The sequence below is a fragment of the Mumia sp. ZJ430 genome, from assembly GCF_011751845.1.
Lineage (GTDB): Bacteria > Actinomycetota > Actinomycetes > Propionibacteriales > Nocardioidaceae > Mumia.
Genome location: NZ_JAAHFK010000002.1, coordinates 638,423 through 665,197, shown reverse-complemented (window position 1 = coordinate 665,197; position 26,775 = coordinate 638,423). Strand labels below are relative to the sequence as shown.

The following is a 26,775-nucleotide window of genomic DNA, read 5'->3' as shown; positions in this document are numbered from 1 at the left end:
GGTCCCGACAATCTCGCCAGCAGAGGGTGAGAACGTCGGGACCTTCGTCTTTGTCACCGCGTCGCGAGCAACGGGTGCGCGACGTACGAGCGGGAGGCGACGAATCCGGCGTCGCGCAGGCGGTCGACCGAGATCGGGACGGCCGGTGCAGCGATCTCGGCACGGTAGACCAGCGGCGGGAGGTCCTGTGCCGCGCTGATCGTGTCGAAGAGCTCGGCGTTGGTGGGAGGCAGATCGGGGTGCGTGAGGTTGTACGTCCCGACGATCTGCGTCTCGACCGCGTGGACGATCGCGTCGGCGGCGTCTTCGACGGCGAGCCGGTAGAGGAGCGCATCGCCGCAGAACGGCACCGACCCGCCGAGGAACTTGTGTGCCATCGCGATCTTCTCGTCGATCGGTGGATCGTCCGCTCCGAAGACGTCACCGCATCGGTAGATCGTCGAACGCTCACCTGCGGCCGTACGGTAGACGTCCTCCATGGCCAGGAAGCGGTTCGGGCTGGGATCGTCCGAGTCGGTCACAGGCGAGTCCTCGTCGACCGCGGCGAGGTGGTTGCTGGCGTCGCCATACACCGACAGTGCTGACAGTGCGACGAGGTGGGCCGAGCCGGGGGCGCTCGTGACGCTCTCCGCAGTCGCGACGAGGACCTCGTGATAGCTCTTGGCGCGGTCCTCGGGCGTCATCGAGTGCGCGGCGACGGGGCCCGCAGTCACGACGACCGCGTCCGCGTCGGCTACGCGTGCGTGGACGGCGTCGCGGTCAGCGCCGCGCAGCACGGCCACGTCGTCGAAGCGCGCCTTCAGGTCGTCGACCCGTCCGGGCGTGGTCGTGGTCACCGTGACGTGATGGCCGCGCTCGCGGAGGGTGGTGGCCGCTGATGCGCCGACGAGGCCGGCGCCGATGACGAGGATCCTCACTTGTCGCCCTCCGTCCGGCTCGCACGGATCTGGTCGAGGCCCGCCCGTACGGAGACGAGCTCGTCGACGCGTTCGGCCCCGAGGAACTTCTTGGAGAGCTCGTTCATCGGGTCGAGGGTGTAGCCGTACGTCCGCAGCAGGTGGTCGCGCTCGCGCAGCGCGGCGCGCTCCTCGACCGGCACGGGCTGGGCGTTGCGGACCGACTCGAGCCAGGTGTCGACGCGCTGCTCGACGGCCTCGCGGAGGGTCTCGACCACGTCGTCGGTGCGGTCGGCGACGTAGGAGTTGCCGACGGGGGAGAGGAACGCCCGCATGTAGGTCCCGTGGCTCACCGACCACGTGAAGCGGTTGTCGCCGCGCAGCGCGAGCCAGGAGGCGTTCTCGGGCTCGTAGTAGCGCCCGAGGTAGTCGACGTCCGTGGCGAGGTCGCGGCGGGGCACGAGGTCGCTGAAGTGGAAGATGTTGGGGATTGTCCCGAACACGATGATGAGGTGCGGGACGTCGATGTGGGGGCCGAGCCACACCTGGAGGTTCATGTCGAGGATCGACGCCTTGCGGTTGCCGATCCACGAGTGCACGAGCCACTCCGCGCCGTTGTCGGCGTCCCCGGCGTAGGTGTTGAGCGACCCCTCGTACGAGTCGTCGGGGGTGCTCCAGGCGGCGAGCCCCTCGCTGTTGGCGTGGGGCTGCACCGGCAGCTCCGCGGTGATCTTGTCCTTGGCCGCGGTGAGGATGTCCCAGAACGCCTGCCACAGCTCGCGGCTGTCGACGTCGGGTGCCTCGGCGAGGAACTCCGGGATGGTCTTGGTCTGAGCACTGCTTGTCATGACGGAAGCATAATGATATATGATCTACGAGTCGAGACCCCTTGGGAGCGCGCATGATCGTCGTCGTCAGCCAGGCGTGGACCAAGCCCGGCGAGGAGCACGCCCAGGCCTACATCTCACTCTCGGGGGAGTTCGGACGGTTCTTCTGCGACCACCCCGGCTTCCGGGGTCGCCGCCTGGCCCGCGGGGTCGAGGACCCCACCCACTTCACCCACCTGCGCTTCTTCGACACGGTCGAGGCGTACGAGGAGTGCACCCGCCACCCGGACTACGTCGCGCACACCGAGGCGATGTACGAGCACCTCCGGCCGTACGAGTCCTACCCCCGCGAGTACCTCGAGGTCGTGCTCGACGAGCCGGACCCGCGGTGACCACCTTCCTGCTCGTCCATGGCGCGTTCCGTGGCGGCTGGTCGTGGCGGCGGGTCCGTCCGCACCTGATCGCCGCCGGACACGACGTGTACGCCCCGAGCCTGACCGGAGCGGGGGAGCGGGTCTCGGGCGCGGCGGGCGTGACCGGTCTCGACGACTGGGTCGACGAGCTTGCCGCGCTCGTCGACCTGGAGGACATGGACGACGTCGTCCTCGTGGGTCACAGCCAGGGCGGTGTCGTCGTCAGGGCGCTCGCCGACCGCATCCCTCACCGCCTGCGCCATGTCGTCTACCTCGACGCGGGCGTGCCCGATCCGGGCGAGCGTGCCGTCGACCTCACGCCCCCGCCGCCCGGCGTCGCGCTGCCGCCGCGCGAGACGCTCGTCCCCGCGCGGGCCCCGCAGGTGTCCGGGGACCTCGACGCTGTCACCGCCGGCTGGCTGGCGCAGCGCCTGACGCCGACGCCCTTCGCGCCGTCCTTGGACGTCCTCGCGGTGGCCGAGACCCACAAGGTTCCCGTGACGTACGCGTTCTGCGCCAGCACGCCGTCGGGATATCCGTCGCAGACCACGCGCGATCGCCTCGACGCGCGTGGCGTCCCGTACGACGTGCTCGACGCCGGCCACGACGCCCCGCTCACCGCGCCGGCTCTCGTCGCCGACCTGCTCCTGAACGCGGCGGCGCGTCCCGTCTGACCGAGATTCGGGGCCTTCGGGTGCAGCACGGGTGATCGCGATCCTCCTCGTCCGAGACAATGGGCTCGTTGGGCTGGGTCGGAGGTGGCCGCGCGGGCGGATGCGCACTCCACCCGGCGTCGTTGACGTAGAGGAGAATCCGTGTCCCCGAGGACCAGACCGGTGGCCGACGAGTCCGCCGACGGCGGCAGCGCCACCATCGCCACCGTCGAGCGCGCGGCCGACGTGCTCCTTCTGTTCGCAGAGGCTCCCGGCCCCGATCTCGGTGTCACCGAGATCGCCGACGCGCTGGGGCTCTCCAAGGCCGCGGTGCACCGTGTCCTGGCATCGTTGCGCGGCCGTGACCTCGTCGCCTTCGACGAGCACTCCCGGCGCTACTCGTTGGGCGTGGCCGTGATGCGGCTGGGGCTCGCCTACCTCGACCGGATCGACGTACGGGCGGCCGCTCGCCCGCACCTCGAAGAGCTCTCGGCACGCACCGACGAGACCGCGACCTTGTCGGTGCTCCTCGGGGAGCACACCCGTATCTACGTCGACCAGGTGACGCCCGACCGGGAGGTCATCATGGCGGTGACGCTCGGTGAGCCGTACCCGCTGCATGCAGGGGCCTCCTCGCGCGCCTTCCTCGCGTTCCTCCCTGAGGAGGACGTCAACGCCTACCTCGAACGCGGGACGCTCGACGCCTTGACCCGGAGCACTGTCGTCGGCGCCGACGCGCTGCGCGAGGATCTCGCCGTCGTCCGCGCCCAGGGTTGGGCGCAGTCGTCCGGGGAGCGTATGGACGGCGCCGCTTCCGTCGCCGCTCCCGTGCTCGGCCACGACGGTCTCCCGGTCGCCGTCGTCAGCGTCTGTGGGCCGGCCGAACGGTTCGCCCGCACGCTCGACGAGTGCCGCGAGGCGCTCCTCGAGACGACGACGACGCTCTCGCGCCGATTCGGCTGGACGGGCTGACGTGAGGGCGGTGCTCCTCGCGTTGACGGAGTCGCGAGGGTCCCGCTAGCGTTCAGTGAAACGCCGTTCCAGATTGGGAGCACGCTCGTGATCGCTCGTTCGTACCTGTACGTCCCCGGCAACGCCCCCGACAAGCTCGCGAAGGTGCTGGGCAGGGGGGCGGACGCGGTGATCGTCGATCTCGAGGATGCGGTCCCGTGGTCGGCCAAGGACACGGCACGAGCGGCGGTCGCCGAGTGGTTGAAGGCCCTGGACGGTGACGCCGGCGGCGTCGAGGTGTGGGTCCGTGTCAACCCCGGACCGGTCGGGCTCGACGATGTCTCCGCGGTCGTCGCCGCTGGACTGCGCGGCGTCATGGTCGCCAAGACCGAGGCGCGCTCCGATCTGGACGCGATCGACGACGTGCTCGGCAAGGCGGAGGCTCGCGAAGGGCTCGATGCGGGATCGATCGGTGTCGTCCCGCTGCTGGAGTCGGCGTCGGCGGTCCTGGAGGCACGCACCATCGCCGCGGCTCCTCGGGTCGTACGCCTGCAGGTCGGAGAGGCTGATCTCGCCGCCGACCTGGGATTCGGCGAAGGGACCGACGACGCTGACTGGGCGGCCATCCGCAGCCAGGTCGTCCTCGTCAGCGCTGCCGCAGGCATCAGTGCGCCGGTCGCGCCGGTCTCCACCGACTTCCGCGACCTCGAGCGATTCGCCGAGACGACGCGCGCTCTCGCTCGCCGCGGCTACGTCGGGCGTGCCTGCATCCACCCTGCGCAGGTCGGCGTGGCCAACGACGTCTTCACCCCGTCCGAGGAGTCGCTCGGCCAGGCGCGCGCGCTCGTCGCGCTCTTCGACCAGGCCGTCGCCGAGGGCCGCGGCGTCGTCGTCGGGCCGGACGGGCGGATGGTCGACGAAGCCGTCGTACGCCGCGCGCGGAGCGTCATCGCTCTGGCGCGCTGACCTTCCGACACCCGCACGTTCGGGCAGCGCGTGCGCCCAGGCCGTGCCAGGCTCGCCGCAGGAGGTGGGCCGATGAGTCGAACGACCTTGCCGCCGCTCGCGGTGGTGATGGGGATCTCCGGTGTCGGCAAGTCGGAGATCGGGCACGAGCTGGCCGAACGGTTCGACGTTCCGTACGAGGACGGGGACGCCTTCCACTCCGAGGCGAACATCGCGAAGATGTCCGCGGGGACGCCCCTGACCGACGAAGACCGCTGGCCGTGGCTGGCGGCGATCGGCGAGTGGCTCGCAGCCCACGACGAGTCCGGGGGAGTGGTGAGCTGCTCGGCGCTGCGGCGCGTCTATCGTGACGTACTCGTCGCCGCCGCGCCGCGGATCGTCTTCCTCCATCTCGCCGGTGACCACGACCTCATCCGGCAGCGCATGGAGCACCGTGACCACTTCATGCCGGTGTCGCTGCTGCAGTCCCAGGAAGACACCCTCGAGCAGCTCGAGCCGGACGAGAACGGCGAGCTCCTCGACATCACACCCACCCCTGCCGAGATCGTCGACGAGTTCCTCGCGCGGACCGAGCTCGTGGACGAGCAGGAGGGGTCGCGATGAGCGGCCCGGGCGGGCTCTTCGGGCTCCTCGGTACGCAGGAGGCGATCACGCCTGCCGCCGGAACCGCCCAGCTCGTGACGGCGGCGCTGATCGGCATCGCGCTCATCGTCGTCCTCATCGTCTGGCTGAAGGTCCACCCGTTCCTCGCACTGACGCTTGGCTCCCTCACCGTCGGCGCCGTCGCCACCATGCCGATGAAGGACACGCTCGAGAGCTTCACCGCCGGTGTCGGCGCGACGGTGGCCGGTGTCGGCGTGCTCATCGCGCTCGGTGCGATGTTTGGCAAGCTCCTCGCCGACTCCGGAGGAGCCGACCAGATCGTCGACACCATCGTCGGGCGCTCCAGCACCCGGATGCTCCCGTGGGCGATGGCGGCGATCGGCGCGCTCATCGGTCTCCCCATGTTCTTCGAGATCGGCCTCGTGCTGCTGATGCCGGTGATCTACCTGGTGGCGAAGCGCTCCGGGCTCTCCCTGATCGCGGTCGGCCTACCCACCCTCGCCGGCCTCTCGGCGATGCACGGCTTCGTCCCTCCGCACCCGGGGCCGCTCGCGGCGATCGACGTCCTGAACGCCGACGTCGGCATCACCCTCGGACTCGGAATCCTCGTCGCGATCCCGACGATCATCGTCGCGGGCCCGCTTTTCACCCGGTTCGCCTCGCAGTGGGTGGACGTCCACGCCGACTCGGCGGCGTTCGAGGCGACACGCGACACCGAGGGACGGCGGCCGTCGTTCGGGATCACGCTCGCGACAGTGCTCCTGCCCGTCGTCCTCATGATGGCCAAGGCCGTGGCCGACCTCGTGCTCGACGAGGAGGGGGTGCCGTACGCCTTCATGGACTTCGTCGGTGAGCCGCTCATCGCGCTGCTGATCGCGGTGATCGTCGCGATCTTCACCCTCGGGGTCGGGTCGGGCATGGACCGGGAGGACCTCAGCACGAGCATCGGCACGTCGCTCCCGCCGATCGCCGGGATCATCCTCATCGTCGGTGCGGGCGGCGGGTTCAAGCAGGTGCTGATCGACACCGGCATCGGCGAGGTCATCGCCGACTTCGTGACCGACTCCGGCGTCTCGGTGGTCCTGGTGGCGTGGCTCGTCGCGGTCCTGATCCGCCTGGCAACCGGATCCGCGACGGTCGCGACGATCACCGCGGCGGGGATCATGGTGCCCCTGGCCGAGGGGATGCCGCAGGGTGAGGTGTCACTGCTGGTGCTCGCGATCGGAGCGGGATCGGTGTTCTTCTCCCACGTCAACGACGCGGGATTCTGGCTCATCAAGGAGTACTTCGGCATGTCGGTCGGCCAGACCATCAAGTCGTGGTCGTTGATGGAGACGGTGCTGTCGGTCTCCGGGCTGATCTTCGTGCTGCTCATGCACCTGGTGATCTGACACCGCCGCAGCGGCCCCGTGTTCGCCGGGAGCGGACAGTCCATCAATTCGGTGTGAAGGGCAACCACGCCGGGGGTAACGTCATCGCGTGCTGTGGACCCTCGCACGGACCTATCTGCGTCCGTACCGCCTCCCGATCGCGCTGGTGATGGTCTTCCAGCTCGTCGCGACGCTCGCCAACCTCTACCTCCCCGGACTCAACGCCGACATCATCGACGAGGGCATCGTCAACGGTGACACCGGCTACATCCTCCGGATCGGCGGCGTGATGCTGCTGGTCACGGTCGTGCAGATGGTGTGCACGATCATCGCCGTCTACTACGGCGCCCGTACGGCGATGGCCTTCGGGCGCGACCTGCGCGCGGCGGTCTTCACCAAGGTCGAGACGTTCGCCTCGCAGGAGGTCGCGCGGTTCGGCGCGCCGACGCTGATCACGCGCAGCACCAACGACGTCCAGCAGATCCAGATGATCGCCTTCATGGTGTTCGTGCTGCTGGTGGCGGCGCCGATCATGTGTGTCGGAGGCATCGTGATGGCCCTGCGCCAGGACGTCGGGCTGTCGTGGCTGATCGCCGTCGTGATCCCGGTGCTGGTCCTGTCCGTCGGCTTCATCATCTCCCGGATGCGCCCGTACTTCCGCCAGATGCAGGACAAGATCGACGTCATCAACCGAGTGCTGCGCGAGCAGATCATGGGCATCCAGGTGATCCGGGCGTTCGTGAAGGGCCAGTACGAGCGCAACCGCTTCGAGGCCGCCAACCACGAGTACCGCGACGTCGCGATCAAGGCCGGGCAGTGGATGTCGCTGATGTTCCCGACCGTCATGCTCGTCATGAACGCCTCCAGCGTGGCCGTCCTGTGGTTCGGCGGGCACCGGGTGGCCGACGGCACGCTCGAGGTCGGCACGTTGACGGCGTACCTGACCTACCTCATCCAGATCCTGATGTCGGTGATGATGGCGACCTTCATGTTCGTGATGCTGCCGCGCGCGGAGGTCTCGGCCGACCGTATCCACGAGGTGCTGGACACCGAGCCGAGCGTGCTCAGCGCGCCCGGGGCCGACACCGCACCTGTGAGCCGGGGACGCGTTGACCTCGTCGGTGTGAGCTTCAGCTATCCCGAGGCCGAGGAGCCGGTGCTCTGCGAGGTCGACCTGACGGCTCAGCCGGGGGAGACGACGGCGATCATCGGGTCGACGGGCAGCGGCAAGACGACGCTGCTCAACCTCATACCCCGGCTCTTCGATGCCACGGGGGGTCAGGTGCTCCTCGACGGGGTCGACGTCCGTGACCGCAGCCTCCCGCAGGTGTGGGGCGCGATGGGCCTGATCCCGCAGAAGGCGTTCCTCTTCACCGGCACCGTCGCGACCAACCTTCGCATGGGTGACCCTCACGCCACCGACGAGCAGCTCTGGGAGGCCCTCGAGATCGCGCAGGCCCGCGACTTCGTCGAGGCGATGCCGGAGGGGCTCGACGCACCGATCGCCCAGGGAGGCACCAACGTGTCCGGCGGACAACGCCAGCGTCTGGCCATCGCGCGAGCGATCGTGAGCCGCCCGCTCGTCTATCTCTTCGACGACTCGTTCTCGGCCCTCGACTTCGCGACGGACGCGGCGCTGAGACGCGCGCTCCGTACGGTCACCGCCGACGCGGCCGTGATCGTCGTCGCGCAGCGCGTGAGCACCATCCGCGACGCCGACCGGATCGTGGTCCTGGACGAGGGGCGGGTCGTCGGAACCGGCACCCACTCCGCGCTGATGGACTCGTGCGAGACGTACCGCGAGATCGTCCTGTCCCAGCTGACCGAGCAGGAGGCGGCATGAGCGCGCGTGGCCCGGGCCCGGCCCTCGGCATGCAGGCCCCGCAGCGGGCGAAGTCCTTCGGCACCTCCGCGAAGCGGCTGATGCGGACGCTGCTGCGCGACCGGGTGAGCACGGCGGCGATCCTCGTCCTCGGTGTCATCGGCGTCGCGCTGAGCGTGATCGGTCCGCGGATCCTCGGACACGCCACCGACATCGTCTTCGACGGCTACATCGCCAGCGGTCTGCCTGAGGGCGCGTCCAAGGAGGAGGTCGTCGCCGGGCTCCGTGCCCAGGGGGACGACCGGGTCGCCGACATGGTCCAGGCGATGGACCTGCAGCCCGGTCAGGGCATCGACTTCGACGCGCTCGGGTCGGTGCTCGTCGCGGTGCTCGTGATCTATGTCCTCTCGTCGCTGTTCATGTACGTCCAGGGCGTGATGACGACCCGGCTCGTCCAGCGGACCGTCGCCGGCATGCGGGGCGAGGTCGAGGACAAGATCGGCCGGCTCCCGCTGTCCTACTTCGACTCGCGCTCCCGAGGCGAGATCCTCTCGAGGGTCACCAACGACCTGGACAACATCGCGCAGTCGCTCCAGCAGACGATCAGCCAGCTCCTCGTCTCGCTCCTGACCGTGATCGGCGTCCTGGTGATGATGGTGACGATCTCACCGCTGCTCACCTTGATCGCGCTGGTGACGATCCCGATCGCGGTCGTCGTGACAGGAGCGGTCGCGAAGCGCTCGCAACCGCAGTTCGTCGCCCAGTGGGCGGCGACCGGCCAGCTCAACGGCCACATCGAAGAGAACTTCACCGGGCACGAGGTCGTCAAGGTCTTCGGGCGCCAGGAGCAGGCACGTGCGGAGTTCGCGGCCGCCAACGAGCGGGTGTACGACGCGGGCTTCCGGGCGCAGTTCGTCTCCGGGATCATCCAGCCGGTGATGATGTTCGTCTCGAACATCAACTACGTGGCGGTCGCCGTCATCGGTGCCGTACGGGTCGGATCGGGCTCGATCAGCGTCGGTGACGTGCAGGCCTTCATCCAGTACTCCCGCCAGTTCACCCAGCCGCTGACCCAGGTCGCGTCGATGATCAACCTCCTCCAGTCCGGGGTCGCCTCCGCGGAGCGGGTCTTCGACCTGCTCGACGAGGCCGAGGAGGTCCCCGACCCGCCGGACGCCCTCGCGCCCACGATCGTCCGCGGGCGGGTCGCGTTCGAGGACGTGTCGTTCTCGTACGACCCCGAGACGCCGCTGATCGAGCACCTGGACCTCGTCGCCGAGCCTGGGCAGACCGTGGCGATCGTCGGTCCGACGGGTGCGGGCAAGACGACGCTGACGAACCTCGCGCTGCGCTTCTACGACGTCGACGGCGGGCGCATCACCCTCGACGGCGTCGACGTCCGGGCGATGGACCGCGACGTGCTGCGCGACAACTTCGGCGTCGTGCTGCAGGACGCGTGGGTGTTCCATGGCACGATCCGCGAGAACATCGCGTACGGAGCCGACGGCGCGTCGGAGGAGAGGATCGTGGCGGCGGCGCAGGCGGCGTACGTCGACCACTTCGTCCGTACGCTGCCCGACGGCTACGACACCGTGATCGACGACGATGGCGGCAACCTCAGCGCCGGGCAGCGCCAGCTGCTCACGATCGCGCGCGCGTTCCTCGCGGACCCGTCGATCCTCGTGCTGGACGAGGCCACGAGCTCGGTCGACACCCGCACCGAGGCGCTGGTGCAGCAGGCCATGGAGCAGCTGCGCTCCGGGCGTACGAGCTTCGTCATCGCGCACCGTCTGTCGACGATCCGCGACGCGAGCCGCATCGTCGTCATGGAGCAAGGGCGGATCGTCGAGCAAGGCACCCACGACGAGCTGATCGCGGCCGACGGTGCCTACGCGCGGCTCTACCAGGCGCAGTTCGCCGGCGCGGAGATCTAGGTGGGCGAGGCGCTGCGTCAGCCGGCGGAGGAGACGTCGTCCGGCACGTGGTCACCGTGGCCGAGGGCGACGAGCCGGTTGCGGAGCCGCTCGGCCGCCTCCTCCAGCGACTCGGGCGACGGGTCCGGGTCTACGGCGGCGAAGCTGAAGTCGTCCAGCCCCCACACGGGCCACACGTGCACGTGCAGGTGCGGGACCTCGAACCCGGCGATCATCGTGCCGACCCGCGGGCTCTCCCACTCGGCCTGCTGGGCGGCGCCGATCCGCTTCGCAACGGCCGTCAGGCGCGAGAGCAGCGCGTCGTCGGCGTCGATCCAGTGGTCGACCTCGTCGCGCGGGACGACGAGCGTGTGGCCGGGCCGGATCGGCCCGATGCTCAAGAATGCGACCACCTCGTCGTCGGCCCACACGAACCTGCCCGGGATCTCACCGGCGATAATCTTCGAGAAGAGCGTGCTCATAAAGAGCAGTCTGCCGTACGGAGTTGGAGCGTCGACCAGCGTTCTGGCACAATAGTGAGTCGATTCCGTCTCGCGAACGAACCCTCTCATTCGGTCGCGTCCGGATCCGCGGTCAGGCGGCCCGTTCCCCACACGGTGCCCGCTGGATCACCACACCACGTTCATTGAGGAGACACCACACCCGTGGCCGTCAAGATTCGCCTGAAGCGGATGGGCAAGATCCGCACCCCGTTCTACCGTGTCGTCGTCGCCGACTCGCGCACCAAGCGCGACGGTCGTGTGATCGAGGAGATCGGTACGTACAACCCCAAGGCCGACCCGTCGATCATCAAGATCGACTCCGAGCGTGCTCAGCACTGGCTCTCGGTCGGCGCGCAGCCGAGCGAGGCGGTCGCCGCGCTCCTCAAGCTGACCGGCGACCTCCAGCGGTCGAAGGGCGAGCAGGCCGAGTCGACCGTCAAGGTCGCCGAGCCCAAGCGTGACAAGGCCGAGCTCTTCAACGAGGCGCTCAAGGCCGTGCACAACGCGCCCGCCACCGAGGCCGTCACCAAGAAGGCTCCGGCCAAGAAGGCCGCCAAGGCCGACGATGCGGCCGAGCCTGCCGAGGCAGCGCCCTCGGAGGCCTGAGTCCTGTGATGGTCGCCGAAGTCATCGAGCACCTGGTCGGCGGCATCGTCGACCACCCGGACGACGTGGACGTCACACCCAAGCAGCTGCGACGCGGTCTGCTGTTCGAGGTCCGGGTGCACCCCGAGGACCTCGGCAAGGTGATCGGACGCCACGGCCGTACGGCCACCGCGATCCGGACCATCGCCGGCGCCATCGCCGGCAAGGGCGGCGCCCGGATCGACTTCGTCGACGTCGACCGGCGTCGCTGACGTCGTGGAGATCGTCGTCGGCCGCATCGGCCGTGCGCACGGCATCCGCGGTGAGGTCAGCATCGACCTGACGACCGACGAGCCCGAGAGGCGATTCGCCCCGGGCTCGTCGGTCGTGGTGCGTCCGAAGGCGGACGCCGCCCGTACGATGCGCATTCGCGCCATCCGCCCGCACCAGGGTCGTCTCCTCGTCACCTTCGACGAGCTCCTCGACCGTACGGCCGCAGAGAAGCTCCGCGGCGCGCAGGTCGTCGTCGACGTCGACGTGACCGAGCGCCCGGAGGACCCGGAGGAGTTCTACGACCACCAGCTGGTCGACCTCCGCGTGCAGAGCGGGGGAGCCGACCGCGGCGTCGTCCGCGACGTCCTGCACCTCCCGGCTCAGGACATGCTCGCCGTTGAGCGCTCCGACGGTGTCGAGGTGCTCGTCCCGTTCGTCGCGGCACTCGTCACGAGCGTCGACCTCGCGGCCGGCGTGATCCACGTCGCGCCGGTCGAGGGACTGCTCGATCCCGAGCTGTCCGAGGACGCCGGACCTTGATGATGCGCATCGACGTCCTCACGATCTTCCCCGACTACCTCGCGCCGCTCGACCTGTCGCTCCCGGGCAAGGCGCGACAGCGCGGGCTCCTCGACCTGCACGTCCGCGACTTGCGTGACCACACCCACGACCGGCACCGCACCGTCGACGACACCCCGTACGGCGGTGGCGCCGGTATGGTGATGCGCCCCGAGCCTTGGGGCGAGGCGCTCGACGCGGTGCTCGCCGCCGGGCGCGACTCCGTCGGTGTCGACGGTCCCGTGCTGCTCGTGCCCAGCCCGTCCGGCGCTCCGTTCAAGCAGGCCGACGCGGGGCGCCTGGCTCAGGAGCCGTGGCTCGCCTTCGCGTGCGGGCGCTACGAGGGGATCGACCAACGGGTCATCGACTGGGCTTCTGAGCGGATGCGCGTCGAGGAGGTCTCGCTCGGCGACTTCGTGCTCAACGGGGGAGAGGTGGCCGCGCTCGCGATGATCGAGGCCGTCATCCGCCTGCTGCCGGGGTTCATGGGCAACCCCGAGTCGCTCACCGAGGAGTCGCACGGCTCGGACGGGCTCCTCGAGTACCCGGTCTACACGAAGCCGGCGCGCTGGCGTGACCACGAGGTGCCCGAGATCCTCCTGTCCGGAGACCACGGGCGGATCGCCGCGTGGCGCAAGGAGCAGGCGCTCTTGCGCACTGCCGTGCGTCGCCCCGACCTGCTCGCGCCCGACACCGACGCCTGAGCGCACCTCAGCGTGGCGCGGGGAGATCGTCCGCCGGATCGAGCCGGCTCCTGTCACTCGAGGCCTCGCCGTGCGGCAGCACCAGGCCGCGGCGGTGCGCGGAGGTCACGGCAGCGACACGGTCGCTGACCCCGAGCTTGCGGTAGACGTTCTCGAGGTGCTTGTGCACCGTCCGTGCGGAGATGCCGAGGCTGCGCCCGATCGACTCCGCCTTGCGGCTCTCGGCCACCATCGCGAGGATGGTGCGCTCCCGCGGCGTCAGCCCGGCCTCGTCCTCGGCCGTTCGTGCTGTCATCGCCGTGGTGGCCGTGAGAAGCCGCAGGTGCACCTCAAGACCCCGTACGAATGCATGGAGGGCCCTCACGCGCGGCAGCGCCCAGTGCGGGAACGGCTCGTCGCGGACCAGCACGTACCCCTCGATCAGTGCGCCCGGCTCGTTGCGGATCGGGATGGCCATCTGGTGGACCCCGAGGTCGAGCGAGCGCAGGAGGCTGACGAGCGGCGCGGGGAGCATGCGGGAGGTCTGTCCGGGACCGAGGAGCATGCGCGGTTCGAGCGACCCCGTACGGAGGTAGTGCTTGAGCAGCGGATGGGTCTGCTCAAGCGTCCGGACCCCGTACGGCCAGCGGCGGGCGTCGAACCCGACGTCCTGCGGAAATCCGTGGAGCGACAGCGTCCTCGACCGTTGGTCGTACGTCACACGAGCACCTGCGCGAGCGTCGAACTCGCTCAGCAGGTGGTCGGTGAGGCAGAGGCGCGCCGCCGTCGGGTCGTCCTCGAGGAGGACCGACGAAGCGACCTTGATCCAGCGTGTGGACTCCGGCACGATGTGTTCCCCCTTCACGTGCTCATGGCGTGAGCGTAACGAAGCCGTTTTGGGGCACCGTGACCGAGCATGTGAATGAGACGCCGGACGGAGACCTGCCGCGGGCGACCGCCCTCGCCTACGTACCCTTACGTATTTCGTCGCAACCTTTGTTTGTCCTACGCTCGCATCGGGGTCCAGCACGGCGGGTCGTCGACATCAACGGGGGTGATGCCGCGAGACGCGGTGCTGGACCCCTCCTGCGCCAGGCCGACGGCGATTAACGGCCGCGAGGGTGGGTGTGGCAGACTGGTGAGTCGGTGCTGGGCTCTGCTGCCACAGGGGTGTCGAGCCGCCAGACCGTCGCGATGCGACGGCTCGCAGCACCGTCCTAGCATTCGCACACCGCACATGTCGTGGGTGACCTGTGGCACTGACGAGGAAGAGATGAGATGACCAACGTAGTCGATGCCGTCGCGAGCCAGTCGCTCCGCGACGACGTCCCGGAGTTCCGCGCAGGCGACACCGTCAAGGTCCACGTGAAGGTGATCGAGGGCAACCGCTCGCGCGTCCAGGTGTTCCAGGGTGTTGCCATCCGCATCCAGGGCTCCGGCGTCGGCCGTACGTTCACCGTTCGCAAGGTGAGCTTCGGCGTGGGTGTCGAGCGGACCTTCCCGCTCCACACGCCGATCATCGAGAAGATCGAGGTCGCGACCCGCGGCGATGTCCGTCGCGCGAAGCTCTACTACCTGCGCAACCTCCGCGGCAAGGCCGCCAAGATCAAGGAGAAGCGCGAGTCCTGAGCAGTGCCGGGGGGCGACTGTGGATGAGCGCGCTGGCCGATCTGCGGATCGGCCCGACGACGTAGCACCGGGGACGCACCGGGCAGCCCGTACGACGGGCAGCCCGGTGCGTCCGCGTGTACGGACGGTGGTGGGTCGCTGGGGCGACCGTGCCGTCCCGCTCTGGCTCGAGGTCGTCGCGCTGCTTGTGGTGGCGCTGCTGCTCTCGCTCGTCGTCAAGTCGCTGTTCCTCCAGACGTTCTATGTCCCGTCGGAGTCGATGGAGCCGACCCTCACCGGCAACCCGGACGGTGCGCAGGACCGGATCGTGGTCCAGAAGGTGTCCTACTGGGGACGTGACCCGCACCGCGGCGAGGTCGTCGTCTTCGAGGACCCGGGCGGGTGGCTCGGGTCGGGTGGGTTCGACGACCCGACGAACGCCGCCCAGAAGCTGCTGTCGACGGCAGGGCTGTATCCGTCCGGCGGCCATCTGGTGAAGCGCGTCATCGGTGTCGGCGGCGACACGGTGAAGTGCTGCGACACCGGCGGTCGCATCGAGGTCAACGGGGTCGCGATCGAGGAGCCGTACGTCAAGGACGCCTCTGCGACGGCGCGTCTCCCCTTCGACGTCACCGTCCCCGACGGCTACCTCTGGGTGATGGGGGACAACCGCGGCAACTCCGCCGACTCGCGGGCTCACATGGACTCTCCGGGCGGCGGCTACGTTCCGGACGACAGGGTGGTCGGCAAGGTCGCGTTCGTGGTCTGGCCGTGGAAGGACCGTGCTGTTCTGCACGACCCCGGGGCGTTCGCCTCGCTCGACTGACGCCAGGTCGACGCGCCGCAGTGCGCGTGGAGCGCGGCGCTAGGCTGTGGACGTGACATCGCACGAAGAGACCGCCGAGACGTCGGCCACAGGCCGTTCCGGCAAGGCGAAGCGCAAACCCCTACCCCTCTGGCAGGAGACAATCCTGCTGGTCGTGGTCGCGCTGGTGCTTGCGCTGATCGTCAAGACGTTCCTCGTGCAGGCGTTCTGGATCCCGTCCGGGTCGATGGAGGACACCCTCCAGGTCGACGACCGGATCCTCGTCCAGAAGGTGTCGTACTGGGCGGGCGAGCCGCAGCGTGGTGACGTCGTCGTGTTCGACGATCCGGGCGACTGGCTCGGCGTCGGGTACGAGGAGGAGGTCGGCCCCGTCCAGCAGGTGCTGTCGGTCTTCGGCCTGTTCCCGACCGGCGGTCACCTCGTGAAGCGCGTCATCGGCGTCGGCGGCGACCGTGTGGTGTGCTGCGACGCCGACGGGCGGCTCCAGATCAACGGCGTCTCGATCGACGAGCCGTACGTGCCCGACCCCGCTGCCACCGCCGACGCACGCTTCGACGTGGTGGTCCCCGAGGGGCGGCTGTGGCTGATGGGCGACAACCGTGGCAACTCGACCGACTCGCGCGCTCACCAGGGTGGGCCGGGCGGCGGCTTCGTCCGTACGGACGCGGTGCTCGGCAAGGCTTGGGTCGTGGTGTGGCCGTTGAAGCGCGCCGGTACGGCGGGCTCGGACCACGAACCCTTTGCGGACGTCCCCGATCCCGACTGAGGCGGGTCGCGATGACGCGGGTGGCACGCGGGGCAACGATCCGCAAGGACGCGGGACTGTACGGCTATGAGCGCGCCCTGCGACGGGCCGGTTTTGACGCGATCGCCGGAGTCGACGAGGCCGGGCGCGGGGCGTGTGCCGGCCCGCTGGTGGCGGCAGCGGTGATCCTGCCCGACGGGCGGCGCGGCGAGGTCCCCGGGCTGGCCGACTCCAAGCTGCTGACGCCGGCGCGACGTGAGGCCTGCTACGCCGAGGTCGTCCGCCGCGCCGTGGCGTGGTCGGTGGTCGTGATGAGCCCCGCCGAGTGCGACGCTCTGGGCATGCACCACGTCAACATCACTGCTCTGCGGCGGGCGCTCGCGCGTCTGGCCACGAAGCCGGACTACGTCCTGAGCGACGGGTTCGGGGTCGACGGGCTCGGTGTCCCCGCGCTCGCAGTGTGGAAGGGCGACCGGGTCTCTGCCTCGATCGCCGCTGCCTCGGTCGTCGCCAAGGTGACGCGAGACCGCATGATGTGCGACCTCCACACGGAGTATCCCGAGTACGAGTTCGCGATCCACAAGGGTTATGTGACGACCTTGCACGAGGAGCGTCTGGCCGCGTACGGCCCGTCGCCCGTGCACCGTCTGCGCTACCAGAACGTGCGCGCGGCGGCGGCGCGCGGTCGTTACGCTGAGGTGGCACCGAGCGAGGGAGTGCGATGAGCGCGGAGGAACTGGAGCGGTACGAGGCGGAGATGGAGCTCGCGCTCTACCGCGAGTACCGCGACGTCGTCGGCATCTTCACCTTCGTCGTGGAGACGGACCGGCGCTTCTACCTGTGCAACGCCGTCGACGTGAAGGTGCGCTCGGAGACGGGCGACGCCTACTTCGAGGTCACGATGACGGACGCCTGGGTGTGGGACATCTATCGTCCTGCCCGCTTCGCGAAGAACGTCAAGGTCCTCACCTTCAAAGACGTGAACGTCGAAGAGCTGGCGACGAGTGACTTCGAGCCGCCGAAGGCGTGAGCGAACGACGGCGCAGCGAGCCGCCGAAGGCGTGATCGAACGACGGCTCGTGCACAACCGGGGCTGATCCACATCCGCGTCCGCCATGCAGCCCGCGCCGTTCCGGGCGACCCACACTCTCGCCGGAGGTGGTGGAGATGGCGTCGACCTACGAGCAGCGGCAGGCCGTCGGGGTCCACGGGGAGAACGTCGCCGTGGAGTTCTTGCAGGCGCAGGGGATGGAGGTGCTCGCCCGCAACTGGCGGTGCCGGTGGGGCGAGATCGACATCGTGGCCCGCGATGCCGACACGGTGGTGTTCTGCGAGGTCAAGACCCGGCGGAGCACCGCGTACGGGACGCCGTTGGAGGCAGTGACCCCGCAGAAGGCGGCGCGGCTGCGTCGGCTCGCCGGGCTCTACCTGGCCGAGCACGACGTGAGTGCGGTGCTGGTCCGGATCGACGTGGTCGGCGTCCTCGTGCCGACGCGTGGCGCCGCGGAGGTCACCTACGTGGCGGGGGTGTCGTGATGGCGCTCGGACGGACGCGGTCGGTCTCTCTCGAGGGCATGCGTGGACGGGTGGTCGAGATCGAGGTGGACGTGAGTGCGGGGCTTCCCCGGACGACGCTCGTGGGTCTGCCCGACGCCTCGCTCGCGGAGGCCCGTGACCGGTGTCGTGCGGCGGTGGTGAACAGCCGGCACTCGTGGCCGGACCAGAAGGTGACGATCAACCTCTCGCCCGCGGGCCTGCCGAAGTCCGGCGCGCACTTCGACCTCGGCATCGCGCTCGCGGTGCTGGCGAGCCAGCAGGTGGTTCCGCACGAGCGGCTCGCGAGCGCCGCCGTCCTCGGTGAGCTGCGGCTCGACGGCCGGTTGCGTGCGGTCGCCGGCGTGCTCCCCGCGACGGTGGCGGCGGTGGCCGCGGGGTGCGAGCGGGTGATCGTCCCAGAGCCCAACGCGGGTGAGGCGGCGATCGTCGAGGGGGCACACGTGCTCGGTGTCCGTTCGCTGCGGCATGCGGTCGCGCTGCTTCGAGGAGACGAGCCTCCGGACGATCCGCCGGTTGATCCGCTCGCGGAGCCGACGGCGGGCGGTGGTCGGCTCGACGGCCTTGACCTCACCGACGTCGTCGGGCAGGACGATGCGCGGACCGCGATGCTGATCGCTGCGGCGGGCCTGCATCACGTCCTCCTCACGGGTCCGCCTGGCGTGGGCAAGACGATGCTCGCCCAGCGTCTCCCCGGCCTGCTCCCGGACCTGGGCCGGCAGGAGTCGCTCGAGACCAGCGCGGTCTATTCGGTGGCGGGGCTCCTCTCGCCCGAGGCGCCGCTGCTCGAACGCCCCCCGTTCATCGACCCCCACCACACTGCCTCCGCCCAGGCGCTGGTCGGTGGAGGCAGCCGCGTCGTGCGGCCGGGGGCGATGAGCCTCGCCCACAACGGCGTGCTCTTTCTCGACGAGGCGCCGGAGTTCCGCCGCGACGTCATCGAGGCGCTCCGCCAGCCGCTCGAGAGCGGTCGCGTGACGGTGTCGCGTGCCGCACAGACTGCCGAGTTCCCCGCCCGCTTCCTGCTCGTCCTGGCCTCCAACCCGTGCCCGTGCGGACAGAAGGCCGGGAGGGCCGACCTCTGCACCTGTCTGCCCCTCGTCAAGCGGCGCTACGCCGAGCGGCTCTCGGCACCGATCCGCGACCGGATCGACCTCCATCCCGTCGTCGGCCCGGTCTCTGCCCAGCATCAGGGCACCCCTGACACCGAGCGGACACCGACCCACGTCGTGGCAGCACGGGTCGCAGAGGCGAGAGACCGTCAGCGACTCCGCCTCGCGTCCACGCCGTGGCATACCAACGGAGAGGTTCCTGGTGCGGTCCTGCGGCGCGAGATGTCGACGCCGGCCAACGTCCTCGCGGAGGTCGACCGTCCGACCCGCTCCGGGGCGATCAACGCGCGCACCGCAGACCGGCTGCTGCGCGTCGCATGGACGGTCGCCGACCTTCGCCGGAGAGACACCCCGGACCCCGATGACCTCGCGACGGCGATGGCGCTGCGTCAGGGCGCCTCGTTGCCGGGGAGTCTGTGGGAGCGGGTGGTCGCGTGAGCGACCAGGCAGCGACGACACGGCCCGCCGCACGCGCCCGTCGGGCCGAGCGCCGGGCACGGCTGGCGATGAGCCTGATCGCCGAGCCGGGCGATCCGCGGATCGCGGCACAGCTCTCCGAGCGCTCCACGAACGACCTGCTGTCCGCGGTCGTCGCAGGAGAGGACGATCTCCCTGAGTCGTGGCGGTCGCGTGCCGTCGGTCTCGAGGGGAGGATCGGCGGCATCCTCACCTCCGCCCGCGGGAGGGGCATCCGGTGGGTGTGCCCCGGTGATGCGGAGTGGCCTGCTCAGCTGGACGACCTCGATCAGATCGACGGCCTCGCCGGTGTCGGTGGCCGTCCGCTCGGTCTCTGGGTTCGAGGTGCAGGGCGGCTCGACGGGCTGGCGGAGCAGGCCGCCGCGGTGGTCGGGGCACGCGACGCGACCACGTACGGATGTGACGTCGCGGGCGACCTTGCGGCCGACCTCGTCGACGCCGGGACGACAGTCGTCAGCGGGGCGGCATACGGGATCGATGCTGCGGCGCACCGCGGTGCGCTGTCCGTCGACGGCCCGACTGTCGCCGTTCTCGCATGCGGTGCTGACGTCGACTACCCAAGGGCGCATGCCGGGCTCCTGCGACGGATCGCCGAGGCGGGTGCGGTGGTCAGTGAGCACCCGCCGGGCTCGACGCCGACGAAGGGCCGCTTCCTCACCCGCAACCGGGTGATCGCGGCGCTCGCTCAGGGCACGGTGGTCGTGGAGGCAGCGCGGCGCAGCGGCGCCCTCAATACCCTCGGCTGGACCAACGAACTGGGGCGCATCGCGCTCGCCGTGCCCGGCCCGGTCACGAGCCAGGCCTCGGTCGGCGTCCACCACGCCCTCCGTACGGGGCGAGCGACGTTGGTCTCCAACGGTGCCGAGGCGCTGGAGGACCTCGACGCCCTGGGTCGCCGCGACGCCACTCCGCCCCCTGCACCCCAGACCGCATGGGACGTGCTGCCCTCCGTCGCGCGCGAGGTGCTCGAGGCGCTGCCGGGTCGCGGAACGACCACGGTGGACGTGCTGGCCTGGCGGGTCGGGGCACCGCTGGAGCTTGTCGCCAGCTCTTTGGGCCGCTTGGAGAGCCAAGGATTCGTCCGGCAGGTGGACGACGGATGGTCCCTCGCCCGCCGGGCCGACCTCGAGCCTGCCCCGCCCACGGAGGGAGGGCGGTGACAGTGCGGCGTGCCGACTTGGACGAGGCGGCCCCCGAGGTCGAGACTCGCAGGGTGACCGCGACCGACCGGAGTCCCGCCTGGCATGACGCACTCGAGGCGTACGAACGCCACCTGCGAGCTGAGCGTGGCCTCAGCGAGCACACCGTCAGGGCGTACGCGGGTGACCTCGCCCAGCTGTCCGCTCATGCCGAGGCCATGGGCATCGCCGACCCCGCTGGGCTTCATCTTCGCGCGCTGCGCAGCTTCCTTGCCGCCCAGCAGGTGAGGGGCCGGTCACGCAGCACCCTGTCGAGGAGGGCGGCCGCCGTCCGCCGCTTCACCGCCTGGCTGGCCCGCACCGGTCGTGCCGACGACGACCCGGGGGCCCTGCTCGCCAACCCGCGCCGTCACCGCGAGCTCCCCGCGGTCCTGCGCCAGGACGAGGTCCGTGCCCTGCTCGACGCCGCGACCGCCCGTGCCGACGGGGACGTCGTCGGCGTACGAGACGTCGCGGTTCTGGAGCTTCTCTACGCCACGGGGATCCGCGTGGGTGAGCTGTGCGGGCTCGATGTGGACGACGTCGACCACGCGCGCGGGGTCGTCCGGGTGGTCGGCAAAGGTGACAAGGAGCGGAGTGTGCCGTTCGGGCGCCCCGCATCGCGTGCGCTCGACCGCTGGCTCGCGGCGCGCGGGGCACTCGTCGTCGACGGGAGCGGGCCGGCCCTGTTCCTCGGCCAACGGGGCGCGCGTGTCGACCCGCGCACGGTGCGTCGCATGGTCCACGCACGCATCGAGGACGTCGAGGGTGCGCCCGACCTCGGACCCCACGGCCTCCGGCACACCGCGGCGACGCACCTCCTGGAGGGCGGCGCCGATCTCCGTAGCGTGCAGGAGCTCCTCGGCCACGCCTCGCTCGCCACCACGCAGCTCTACACCCACGTCAGCTCCGAGCGGCTGCGTCAGGCCTACGCGCAGGCGCATCCCCGCGCCTGACCGTGGGCACGACCGGCGCCTGCCCGCGTCCGGGCGCTCGTCGGGAAGCAAGTAGGCTTCATGGACGGAGCACCTTCCTACAGGTGGACCGCGAGCATGCGACGAGTCCCTTCCGGTGACGGACGCATCCCTGTAGGACAGGCCACCAGCACGACGAGCCGTCCTGGCGAGCAGGACGGTCGAAACGCAGGAACGGAGCCTCGGAGTTGGACTCGAAGGTTATCTACACGCACACGGACGAAGCGCCGCTGATGGCGACGTACTCGTTCCTCCCCATCGTCTCGGCATACGCGGCCAAGGCCGGCGTCAGCGTCGAGACCCGTGACATCTCGCTCGCGGGCCGGATCCTCGCGCAGTTCCCGGAGCGTCTGACCGAGGACCAGCGTGTCGGTGACGCGCTCGCCGAGCTCGGCGAGCTGGCGAAGCAGCCTGAGGCCAACATCATCAAGCTGCCCAACATCAGCGCGTCGGTCCCGCAGCTCAAGGCAGCGATCACCGAGCTCCAGGGCCAGGGCTACCCCCTGCCGGACTACCCCGACGACCCGTCCACGGACGAGGACCGAGACGTCCGTGCCCGGTACGACAAGGTCAAGGGCAGCGCCGTCAACCCGGTGCTCCGCGAGGGCAACTCCGATCGGCGTGCACCTGCGTCGGTGAAGCAGTACGCCCGCAAGCATCCGCACTCGATGGGTGCGTGGTCGTCGGACTCCAAGACCAACGTCGCGACGATGGGCGAGCGCGACTTCAAGTCCAACGAGAAGTCCGTCGTCATCCCGGCCGACGACACCCTGCGGATCGAGTTCGTGGGCACCGACGGCGCGACCACCGTCCTGCGCGACTCGGTGCCGGTCCTCGCCGGTGAGGTCGTCGACGCGACCTACCTCGACGTGGCGGCGCTCCAGTCCTTCCTCGCCGACACCATCGCCCGCGCCGAGCGCGAGGGTGTGCTCTTCAGCGTGCACCTCAAGGCCACGATGATGAAGGTCTCGGACCCGATCATCTTCGGCCACGTCGTCAAGACGTTCCTCAAGCCGGTGTTCGACACGTACGGAGACCAGCTCGCCGAGGCCGGTCTCAGCGCGAACGACGGCCTGGGCGCGATCCTCGCCGGTCTCGACCAGCTCCCGAACGCCGACGACATCCGCGCCGCCATTGACACGGCCATCGCCGCCGGCCCGGCGCTCGCGATGGTCGACTCCGACCGCGGCATCACCAACCTGCACGTGCCCAGCGACGTGATCGTCGACGCGTCGATGCCGGCGATGATCCGCACGTCGGGCCACATGTGGGGTCCCGACGGCGCCGAGGCCGACACGATCGCGACCATCCCGGACAGCTCGTACGCCTCGGTCTACCAGACGGTCATCGACGACTGCCGTGCCCACGGTGCGTTCGATCCGTCGACGATGGGCTCGGTGCCCAACGTCGGTCTCATGGCGCAGAAGGCGGAGGAGTACGGCAGCCACGACAAGACGTTCGAGCTCCCGGCTGACGGCACCGTGCGCGTCGTCGCCTCGAACGGCGACGTGCTGATCGAGCACGCGGTCAGCCAGGGCGACATCTGGCGCGCCTGCCAGACCAAGGACGTCCCGATCCGTGATTGGGTCAAGCTCGCCGTCACCCGCGCCCGTGCGACCGGCGACCCGGCCGTGTTCTGGCTCGACGCGTCGCGCGCGCACGACGCGAACCTGATCGCGAAGGTCAAGCAGTACCTCCCCGAGCACGACACCGAGGGCCTGCAGATCGAGATCATGAGCCCGGCCGAGGCGACGCAGTTCTCGCTCGACCGCATCCGCAAGGGCGAGGACACGATCTCGGTCACCGGCAACGTGCTGCGCGACTACCTGACCGACCTGTTCCCGATCCTCGAGCTCGGCACGAGCGCCAAGATGCTCTCGGTGGTCCCGCTGATCAACGGCGGCGGGCTCTTCGAGACCGGCGCTGGCGGCTCGGCACCGAAGCACGTCCAGCAGCTCGTCAAGGAGAACTACCTCCGCTGGGACAGCCTCGGTGAGTTCCTCGCGCTAGCGGTCAGCTTCGAGCACCTCGCCCAGGTCACGGGCAACGCCCGGGCGCAGGTGCTGGCGGACACGCTCGACCGCGCGACCGCGACGTTCCTCGACGAGAACAAGTCACCGAGCCGTCGCGTCGGAGGCCTCGACAACCGTGGCAGCCACTTCTACCTCGCGCTGTACTGGGCGCAGGAGCTGGCCCGTCAGACCGACGACGCCGACCTTGCGGCCGCCTTCGCTCCGCTGGCCGAGACGCTCGCGACCAACGAGCAGACGATCAACGACGAGCTGATCGCCGTCCAGGGCTCGCCGGTCGACATCGGTGGCTACTACCGTCCTGACGACAACCTGTCCGAGCAGGTCATGCGGCCGTCCAAGACGCTCAACGACGCGATCGCGTCGCTGGGCTGAGGTCCTCCCGTACGACGAAGCCCGCCGGATCGATCCGGCGGGCTCCGTCGCGTCCGGGGGAGGGACGGAGGCCGGCGATCACAGGAAGAGCATCGGATCGACCGGCGCCCCTGCGACGACGACCATGAAGTGCAGGTGGCACCCGGTCGACATCCCGGTGCTCCCGACAGCACCGAGCGACGCCCCCGCCCGTACGGTCGCGCCGCTGCGCACCGACGCCTTCTCGAGGTGGTTGTAGCTCGTCACCAGACCTCCGCCGTGGTCGACCACGACCCGCTGCCCGTACGCGGGGTCGTACGTGACGGCCACGACCCGGCCGTCGGCCGACGCGCGCACGGGAGTGCCGCAGGGGGCTGCGAAGTCGGTCCCGTCGTGGAGCTTGAGAAGCCCAGTGACGGGATGGACGCGCATCCCGTACGGCGAGCTGACCGGGGCCTCCACGGGCGCGGCGAGCGAGGCGCCCGGTGCGGCGGTGGCGACCGGTGGCGGGACTGGAGGCGGTCCGCTCGGTGGCACCAGGCGGATGCGTGCGGTCCCCGCCAGCAGCTCCTCGGGGTCGGCGTACGGCGCGCCGTGCCGACGCCCGAGGTGCAGGCACACGGCCGGGAAGCAGTGGCCCCCGGCGATGAGGAGGGAGCCCAGCACCTGGCCCCGTACAACGGGTGACCCTTGTCTCACCGAGGCGGCGACAGGCAGGTAGGTCGACCGGACGCCGTCGTGGTCGACGCTCACGGCCTCGACTCCGGCAACGGCGCCAGCGAAGGCAACCACCCCGTCGTCGACCGAGCGCACCGGTGCTCCGGCCTTCCCGGCAAGGTCGATGCCCCGATGACCTGCGGCGTAGGCGTGAGGGGGAGCCTCGTACGCCCTCACGACCTCTGGTCGCGGGTCGAGCGGCCACGACCAGGTGGGGTCGGTGTCGTGGGGGAGGGCGGACGGCATGACGAGGATCACCAGCGCGACGAGAAGCCGGGCGCGCCTCATGAGCGCGGGGACAAGGCGAGAACTCATCCCGAAATGCAATCCCATCGATCGTGACTAGCGTGGGTCAAAGACACCGAACTGGGGATGAACACGACAGCCGACGATCTGGGGAAAACCTGGGGCGCGGCTGCGGGGGAGTGGGAGATCCCATGCGAGTCTTGAGTGCCGCCATGCTGTTCTCCGCTGCCATGGTCGTGGGGCCGGGCGCCGTCACGGGCGCCGCGGGAGCCACACCGACGGCGGCAACGGCAGTCACCGAGGCCAGCGCGGCGCTGCCGTCGAAGGCGTCGACACCGCCCGGACCGCGGGTCTACGAGCGGCGGGTCGTCAGGCACACCAACCGGGAGAGACGGGCGTACGACCGTCGTGCTCTGTCGCGGTCACGATGTCTCGACCGGTACGCCCAGCGCGCGGCCAACCGGATCGCGGCCAGTGGGCGACTGGTCCACCAGAACCTGAAGCCGGTCCTTCGCAGGTGCGGCGGGTGGAAGGTCGGCGAGAACATCGCGTACGGCTACCGGTGGCCGCGCCACGTGGTGGACGCGTGGATGGACTCGCCGGGACACCGCGCCAACATCCTCGAGCCGCGCTACCGCCGGATTGGGGTCGGTGTGCGGCGTGACAGCCGCGGTGTCGTGTGGGTGAGTCAGGTCTTCGCCTACCGGCGCTGACGGCGCACAGCGACGGGCTGGTGGGCGGGTTTCGTCCGGTGGGGGCGGTGGCCTAGACTGGACCGCGCACCTCGACCGTCTTGCGACGCGACGGGTGACTTCGCGCGCCTTCTGCCCAGCCCTGCTGGGATGCGTGGTCCTGGTCCTCTCCGTACGGCGAGGTGGTCCGCGCAAAGGCGCCAGGGTGTCGGCGCCGCCGGCACGTCAACCAGGATCGGGTGCACCCGTGCGCCCAATAAAGAAAGAGGAACGTCATGGCCGTCGTGTCCATGCGCCAGCTGCTCGAGAGCGGTGTCCACTTCGGACACCAGACCCGCCGCTGGAACCCCAAGATGAAGCGCTTCATCCTCACGGAGCGCAATGGCATCTACATCATCGACCTGCAGCAGTCGCTGGCCTACATCGACCGCGCGTACGACTTCGTCAAGACCACGGTCGCGCGTGGCGGGACGATCCTGTTCGTCGGCACCAAGCGCCAGGCGCAGGAGGCCATCACCGAGCAGGCCACGCGCGTCGGCATGCCGTACGTGAACCACCGCTGGCTGGGCGGCATGCTCACCAACTTCCAGACGGTCCACGAGCGGATCAAGCGCCTCAAGGAGCTCGACGAGGTCGACTTCGACGACGTCGCCGGCTCCGACCGCACCAAGAAGGAGCTCCTCCAGCTCAAGCGCGAGCACGACAAGCTCGACCGCACCCTGGGCGGCATCCGCGACATGGGCCGTACGCCGTCGGCGCTGTGGATCATCGACACCAAGAAGGAGCACCTGGCGGTCGACGAGGCCAAGAAGCTGGGCATCCCGGTCGTCGCGATCCTCGACACCAACTGCGACCCCGACGACGTCGACTACCCGATCCCGGGCAACGACGACGCGATCCGCTCGGTCACCTTGCTCACGCGCGTCGTCGCCGACGCCGTCGGCGAGGGCCTGATCGCGCGCGGCGCCGGTCGTGAGGACGCTGCTGAGGCCACCGAGGCTGTCGCCGCCGGCGAGCCGCTTGCCGAGTGGGAGCGCGAGCTCGCCGAGGGCACCGACCCCGTGACCACCGAGGCCGCCGAGGCCGAGGTCCAGGAGTCGGCCAGCGCCGACGACACCCCGGCCGAGGTCGCAGAGGAGACCGCGGTGGCCGAGGAGAACCTCGCAGAGGGCAAGCCCGCCGACGCCTGATCGTCCCGCAGCTCGGGACGACACCTCGGCCGGCTTGTCCGGCCCGCAACAACGGC

29 protein-coding genes are annotated in these 26,775 nt (G+C 70.1%); 24 read left to right on the top strand and 5 right to left on the bottom strand.

What is annotated here, in order from left to right:
* Positions 1 to 53: 53 nt before the first annotated feature.
* Complete coding sequence (locus HCT63_RS09755; RefSeq protein WP_167003610.1) at positions 54 to 917, bottom strand: NAD(P)-dependent oxidoreductase; 864 nt, start codon at positions 915 to 917, stop codon at positions 54 to 56.
* Entirely contained in the window at positions 914 to 1,744 is an 831-nt protein-coding gene (locus HCT63_RS09750; protein WP_167003609.1) for a hypothetical protein, read from the bottom strand. The genes HCT63_RS09755 and HCT63_RS09750 overlap by 4 nt, the downstream gene beginning before the upstream one ends.
* Before the next feature lie 53 nt (positions 1,745 to 1,797).
* Between HCT63_RS09750 and HCT63_RS09745 the strand changes: the two genes are divergently transcribed.
* The 8 genes from HCT63_RS09745 to HCT63_RS09710 all read left to right on the top strand — a co-directional run bounded on the left by HCT63_RS09745 (position 1,798) and on the right by HCT63_RS09710 (position 10,435).
* Entirely contained in the window at positions 1,798 to 2,115 is a 318-nt protein-coding gene (locus HCT63_RS09745; RefSeq protein ID WP_167003607.1) for an antibiotic biosynthesis monooxygenase, read from the top strand.
* Positions 2,112 to 2,810 (top strand): alpha/beta fold hydrolase, encoded by a 699-nt coding sequence (locus tag HCT63_RS09740; protein WP_167003605.1) that lies wholly within the window; start codon positions 2,112 to 2,114, stop codon positions 2,808 to 2,810. The genes HCT63_RS09745 and HCT63_RS09740 overlap by 4 nt, the downstream gene beginning before the upstream one ends.
* A gap of 162 nt (positions 2,811 to 2,972) precedes the next feature.
* Positions 2,973 to 3,761, top strand: coding sequence for an IclR family transcriptional regulator (locus HCT63_RS09735; RefSeq protein ID WP_243842970.1), 789 nt, complete (start codon positions 2,973 to 2,975; stop codon positions 3,759 to 3,761).
* Between the two features lie 87 nt (positions 3,762 to 3,848).
* Positions 3,849 to 4,706, top strand: a complete 858-nt coding sequence (locus tag HCT63_RS09730; RefSeq protein ID WP_167003601.1) for a CoA ester lyase — start codon at positions 3,849 to 3,851, stop codon at positions 4,704 to 4,706.
* Positions 4,707 to 4,778: 72 nt separating this feature from the next.
* Positions 4,779 to 5,309, top strand: a complete 531-nt coding sequence (locus HCT63_RS09725; RefSeq protein ID WP_167003599.1) for a gluconokinase — start codon at positions 4,779 to 4,781, stop codon at positions 5,307 to 5,309.
* A complete protein-coding gene (locus tag HCT63_RS09720) occupies positions 5,306 to 6,700 on the top strand; it encodes a gluconate:H+ symporter (protein WP_167003597.1) in 1,395 nt (464 codons plus the stop codon). The genes HCT63_RS09725 and HCT63_RS09720 overlap by 4 nt, the downstream gene beginning before the upstream one ends.
* An 88-nt stretch (positions 6,701 to 6,788) precedes the next feature.
* On the top strand, positions 6,789 to 8,522 hold the full coding sequence (locus HCT63_RS09715) for an ABC transporter ATP-binding protein (RefSeq protein WP_167003595.1): 1,734 nt from the start codon (positions 6,789 to 6,791) through the stop codon (positions 8,520 to 8,522).
* Complete coding sequence (locus tag HCT63_RS09710) at positions 8,519 to 10,435, top strand: ABC transporter ATP-binding protein (protein ID WP_167003593.1); 1,917 nt, start codon at positions 8,519 to 8,521, stop codon at positions 10,433 to 10,435. Before HCT63_RS09715 ends, HCT63_RS09710 begins: the two co-directional genes overlap by 4 nt.
* A 17-nt stretch (positions 10,436 to 10,452) precedes the next feature.
* Here HCT63_RS09710 and HCT63_RS09705 read toward each other — a convergent pair whose 3' ends face one another.
* Positions 10,453 to 10,896: an HIT family protein gene (locus tag HCT63_RS09705; RefSeq protein WP_167003591.1), complete on the bottom strand. Its 444-nt coding sequence runs from the start codon at positions 10,894 to 10,896 to the stop codon at positions 10,453 to 10,455.
* Positions 10,897 to 11,079: 183 nt separating this feature from the next.
* On the opposite strand from HCT63_RS09705, the gene rpsP reads away from it, so the two are divergent.
* From rpsP to trmD, 4 genes are read left to right on the top strand one after another with little or no spacing between them, the layout of a single operon-like run.
* Positions 11,080 to 11,523, top strand: a complete 444-nt coding sequence (rpsP, locus tag HCT63_RS09700; RefSeq protein WP_167003589.1) for a 30S ribosomal protein S16 — start codon at positions 11,080 to 11,082, stop codon at positions 11,521 to 11,523.
* A gap of 8 nt (positions 11,524 to 11,531) precedes the next feature.
* Entirely contained in the window at positions 11,532 to 11,774 is a 243-nt protein-coding gene (locus tag HCT63_RS09695) for an RNA-binding protein (protein WP_167003587.1), read from the top strand.
* Positions 11,775 to 11,778: 4 nt separating this feature from the next.
* Positions 11,779 to 12,315, top strand: coding sequence for a ribosome maturation factor RimM (gene rimM, locus HCT63_RS09690; protein ID WP_167003585.1), 537 nt, complete (start codon positions 11,779 to 11,781; stop codon positions 12,313 to 12,315).
* Complete coding sequence (gene trmD, locus HCT63_RS09685) at positions 12,315 to 13,037, top strand: tRNA (guanosine(37)-N1)-methyltransferase TrmD (RefSeq protein WP_243842969.1); 723 nt, start codon at positions 12,315 to 12,317, stop codon at positions 13,035 to 13,037. Before rimM ends, trmD begins: the two co-directional genes overlap by 1 nt.
* Positions 13,038 to 13,044: 7 nt before the next feature.
* Here the strand turns inward: trmD and HCT63_RS20250 are convergent, their stop codons facing one another.
* The gene (locus HCT63_RS20250) at positions 13,045 to 13,881 is read right to left on the bottom strand and encodes a LuxR C-terminal-related transcriptional regulator (protein ID WP_208322357.1); all 837 of its coding nucleotides are present in this window, start codon (positions 13,879 to 13,881) and stop codon (positions 13,045 to 13,047) included.
* 413 nt (positions 13,882 to 14,294) lie between these two features.
* Between HCT63_RS20250 and rplS the strand changes: the two genes are divergently transcribed.
* The 10 genes from rplS (at position 14,295) to HCT63_RS09630 (ending at position 23,895) form a co-directional block, all read left to right on the top strand.
* On the top strand, positions 14,295 to 14,645 hold the full coding sequence (rplS, locus tag HCT63_RS09675) for a 50S ribosomal protein L19 (protein WP_167003583.1): 351 nt from the start codon (positions 14,295 to 14,297) through the stop codon (positions 14,643 to 14,645).
* Positions 14,646 to 14,751: 106 nt separating this feature from the next.
* A complete protein-coding gene (gene lepB, locus HCT63_RS09670; RefSeq protein WP_167003581.1) occupies positions 14,752 to 15,450 on the top strand; it encodes a signal peptidase I in 699 nt (232 codons plus the stop codon).
* A gap of 52 nt (positions 15,451 to 15,502) precedes the next feature.
* Positions 15,503 to 16,216 (top strand): signal peptidase I, encoded by a 714-nt coding sequence (gene lepB, locus HCT63_RS09665; protein WP_167003579.1) that lies wholly within the window; start codon positions 15,503 to 15,505, stop codon positions 16,214 to 16,216.
* An 11-nt stretch (positions 16,217 to 16,227) separates the two neighbouring features.
* Positions 16,228 to 16,920: a ribonuclease HII gene (locus tag HCT63_RS09660; RefSeq protein WP_167003577.1), complete on the top strand. Its 693-nt coding sequence runs from the start codon at positions 16,228 to 16,230 to the stop codon at positions 16,918 to 16,920.
* Positions 16,917 to 17,225 carry a DUF2469 domain-containing protein gene (locus tag HCT63_RS09655; RefSeq protein WP_167003575.1) on the top strand — a complete coding sequence of 103 codons (309 nt, stop codon included), beginning with the start codon at positions 16,917 to 16,919 and terminating at the stop codon, positions 17,223 to 17,225. The genes HCT63_RS09660 and HCT63_RS09655 overlap by 4 nt, the downstream gene beginning before the upstream one ends.
* A gap of 137 nt (positions 17,226 to 17,362) precedes the next feature.
* A complete protein-coding gene (locus HCT63_RS09650; protein ID WP_167003573.1) occupies positions 17,363 to 17,731 on the top strand; it encodes a YraN family protein in 369 nt (122 codons plus the stop codon).
* On the top strand, positions 17,731 to 19,299 hold the full coding sequence (locus HCT63_RS09645; protein ID WP_167003571.1) for a YifB family Mg chelatase-like AAA ATPase: 1,569 nt from the start codon (positions 17,731 to 17,733) through the stop codon (positions 19,297 to 19,299). The genes HCT63_RS09650 and HCT63_RS09645 overlap by 1 nt, the downstream gene beginning before the upstream one ends.
* Positions 19,296 to 20,498: a DNA-processing protein DprA gene (gene dprA / locus HCT63_RS09640; RefSeq protein ID WP_208322355.1), complete on the top strand. Its 1,203-nt coding sequence runs from the start codon at positions 19,296 to 19,298 to the stop codon at positions 20,496 to 20,498. The genes HCT63_RS09645 and dprA overlap by 4 nt, the downstream gene beginning before the upstream one ends.
* A 53-nt stretch (positions 20,499 to 20,551) precedes the next feature.
* A complete protein-coding gene (locus HCT63_RS09635; protein WP_243842968.1) occupies positions 20,552 to 21,472 on the top strand; it encodes a tyrosine recombinase XerC in 921 nt (306 codons plus the stop codon).
* A gap of 206 nt (positions 21,473 to 21,678) precedes the next feature.
* Complete coding sequence (locus tag HCT63_RS09630) at positions 21,679 to 23,895, top strand: NADP-dependent isocitrate dehydrogenase (protein ID WP_208322354.1); 2,217 nt, start codon at positions 21,679 to 21,681, stop codon at positions 23,893 to 23,895.
* A gap of 78 nt (positions 23,896 to 23,973) precedes the next feature.
* Here the strand turns inward: HCT63_RS09630 and HCT63_RS09625 are convergent, their stop codons facing one another.
* Positions 23,974 to 24,906, bottom strand: coding sequence for a peptidoglycan DD-metalloendopeptidase family protein (locus HCT63_RS09625; RefSeq protein WP_167003567.1), 933 nt, complete (start codon positions 24,904 to 24,906; stop codon positions 23,974 to 23,976).
* 143 nt (positions 24,907 to 25,049) lie between these two features.
* Between HCT63_RS09625 and HCT63_RS09620 the strand changes: the two genes are divergently transcribed.
* A complete protein-coding gene (locus HCT63_RS09620) occupies positions 25,050 to 25,550 on the top strand; it encodes a CAP domain-containing protein (protein ID WP_243842967.1) in 501 nt (166 codons plus the stop codon).
* 254 nt (positions 25,551 to 25,804) lie between these two features.
* The gene (gene rpsB, locus HCT63_RS09615; RefSeq protein WP_167003564.1) at positions 25,805 to 26,719 is read left to right on the top strand and encodes a 30S ribosomal protein S2; all 915 of its coding nucleotides are present in this window, start codon (positions 25,805 to 25,807) and stop codon (positions 26,717 to 26,719) included.
* Positions 26,720 to 26,775 lie beyond the last annotated feature (56 nt).